3 protein-coding genes are annotated in these 2,743 nt (G+C 38.6%); 2 read left to right on the top strand and 1 reads right to left on the bottom strand.

Annotated features, from left to right (window positions below; all coding sequences use genetic code 11):
- The first annotated feature begins 34 nt into the window (after nt 1-34).
- Entirely contained in the window at nt 35-262 is a 228-nt protein-coding gene (locus tag VIH09_RS09650; protein WP_331580369.1) for a CDGSH iron-sulfur domain-containing protein, read from the top strand.
- Nucleotides 263-628: 366 nt separating this feature from the next.
- On the opposite strand, the gene VIH09_RS09655 is transcribed toward VIH09_RS09650, so the two are convergent.
- Nucleotides 629-1,030, bottom strand: coding sequence for a DUF2809 domain-containing protein (locus VIH09_RS09655; protein WP_331580365.1), 402 nt, complete (start codon nt 1,028-1,030; stop codon nt 629-631).
- 207 nt (nt 1,031-1,237) lie between these two features.
- Here VIH09_RS09655 and katG point away from each other — a divergent pair.
- A partial coding sequence (gene katG, locus VIH09_RS09660; protein ID WP_331580367.1) for a catalase/peroxidase HPI occupies nt 1,238-2,743 on the top strand: 1,506 nt, incomplete at its 3' end.

Consider the following 2,743-nt stretch of genomic DNA (forward strand, 5'->3'; position numbering starts at 1 on the left):
TGCATCTTTGAACTCTAAAAAAATAAATAGTATTATGAGTAAGACTAAACTAACAATCAATCGTAACGGATCTATCAAAATAGAAGGTGATTTCGAAATAACTGACAGCGAAGGAAACGTTTATGGATTAGAAGGAAGAACCGCATTGGGTCTTTGTCGTTGTGGATTATCAGCTAACAAGCCTTTTTGTGATGGTTCACACCGCAATAATTTTGAACATGATTCAGCTGCATTTGACTTGCCTCCAGTGAAAACGAAGTAGTGAAAAATATTTTCTACTTGTTTGAGAATATATACCAATATAGTTGAATTGAAAAAGCTACATCTTTACGGTGTAGCTTTTTTCTTTATAGGCCTGTTTGTTATCCATATTAAATAACTAGTTTTTTGTAAAGCACTGTTGTAATTCTTCTAATAATTCTTCGGTCTATTGCAATGTTTTCTTGTGCTATTTAGCGACCCACTTGGAGTTTGAGGAGCAATACTTTCAGCTTCACTGCGTATTTTACAAATGTTTCTTTTTTATCTACTAGTAATTTACATTTATGTTTCCGATACTTGATTAGTTTACCACTTTGTAAAAAAGTCACAATTTGAGGACAAAAAAATTATATAAATTCTAGGAATATTATTTTGAGGTTTTTAAAACTGGAATTATTTCTTTTTTAAACCAATACTTTTCGACAATTATTACGATAGCAATTCCAACAACATAAGTGAGTAAATCAATCCAAGAGAATGAAGTTCCGATTACTGTTCTCGCAATTTTTGATTTTTCTAATTGTAATATTTCAACAATATTTAAAAATTGAAGAAATTCTATGGCAAAAGAAAAAATTAAAACAAATATCGCCGCAGTCAAAACGGGTAATTGAAGAAAAGATTTTAAAAAACAATAGATTAAAATGACTACCAAAACATCCCCAAGATAGGGTCTTATAACACTGTCATTGAGAAAAAGAGCAATTAAGACTTCAATACAAAAAAATAGAATGGCTAAGCCAAAGTAGTTTTTGTTAAATGCTAACATAATGTAGCTCTAGGTTATTGTTTTGTTTTATTGAATGCCTTTTATTGGCTAGGCTAAAATATGGAAAAATACTTGGAACATAGTAAATTGATTGCATATTGGATTGTAATAACAACTATAATTTTTATCTATTAAAAAAATAATATTGATAGCTATAAATGGCTAAATTAGCATTGAAAGTGTATAAAAAATAAAATCAATCGCATTATGGAAAATAACAATAATCAGAACACATCATCTAATGATACAAGCTACAATGTAAACAGTGAAAGTAAGTGTCCGTTTTCAGGAGCAACTCAAAAGAGCAGTGCTGGAACTGGAACAAGAAACGATGACTGGTGGCCTAACCAATTAAAATTAAACATCCTCCGTCAACATTCTTCCCTATCCAATCCGATGGGCGAGACGTTTGACTATGCCGAAGAGTTCAAGAGTCTCGATTTGGATGCAGTGAAGAAAGACCTTTTTGATTTAATGACCAATTCCCAAGAATGGTGGCCGGCAGATTATGGTCATTATGGACCATTTTTCATCCGTATGGCGTGGCATAGTGCGGGAACGTATCGAATTGCAGACGGTCGTGGCGGTGCGGGTTTTGGTACCCAACGATTTGCGCCACTGAACAGTTGGCCGGACAATGCAAACCTAGATAAAGCTCGTTTGTTGCTATGGCCAATTAAGCAGAAATATGGAAAGAAAATTTCGTGGGCTGACTTGATGATTCTTACGGGTAACTGCGCTCTTGAGTCAATGGGATTCCAGACTTTCGGTTTCGCTGGAGGGCGCGCCGATGTATGGGAACCTGCGGAAGATATTTATTGGGGTTCTGAAGGAAAATGGTTGGATGACAAGCGCTATACTGGGGACCGCGAATTACAAAATCCATTAGCAGCCGTTCAGATGGGGCTAATTTATGTGAATCCTGAGGGTCCTAACGGAAATCCTGATCCATTGGCATCTGCTCGTGACATTCGGGAGACTTTTGCTCGAATGGCGATGAATGATGAAGAAACTGTTGCGCTAATTGCCGGTGGTCATACTTTTGGGAAAACCCATGGTGCTGCCGATCCAAACAAGTACGTGGGTCCGGAACCTGCTGGAGCGCCTATTGAGCAGCAAGGTCTTGGCTGGAAAAATACTTTTGGCACTGGAAACGGAGAAGATACGATTACCAGCGGTCTTGAAGGCGCTTGGACTACTACGCCTACAAAGTGGAGTAATAACTACTTCGAAAACTTGTTCAAATTTGAATGGGAGTTATCGAAGAGTCCTGCTGGTGCGCATCAGTGGAAACCTAGAGGAGGCGCAGGCGCGGGTACAGTCCCGGATGCCCATAATCCATCAAAGAGTCATGCACCAACTATGCTGACAGCAGATCTTGCTTTGAGAGTGGATCCTATTTACGAACCTATTTCAAGATACTTTCACGCGAATCCAGACAAGTTTGCTGATGCATTCTCCCGCGCGTGGTTCAAATTGACGCACCGCGATATGGGTCCAATAGCACGTTATCTTGGTCCGGAAGTGCCCGCAGAACAACTTATATGGCAAGATCCGATTCCAGCAGTTACACATGAACTGATTGACGACACTGATATCGCTACATTGAAATCAAAAATATTAGAAACTGGACTAACTGTTTCCCAACTGGTATCTACTGCGTGGGCATCGGCTTCAACGTTCCGAGGGTCTGATAAACGTGGTGGTGCAAAC

The organism is Flavobacterium sp. (assembly GCF_036515215.1).
Lineage (GTDB): Bacteria > Bacteroidota > Bacteroidia > Flavobacteriales > Flavobacteriaceae > Flavobacterium.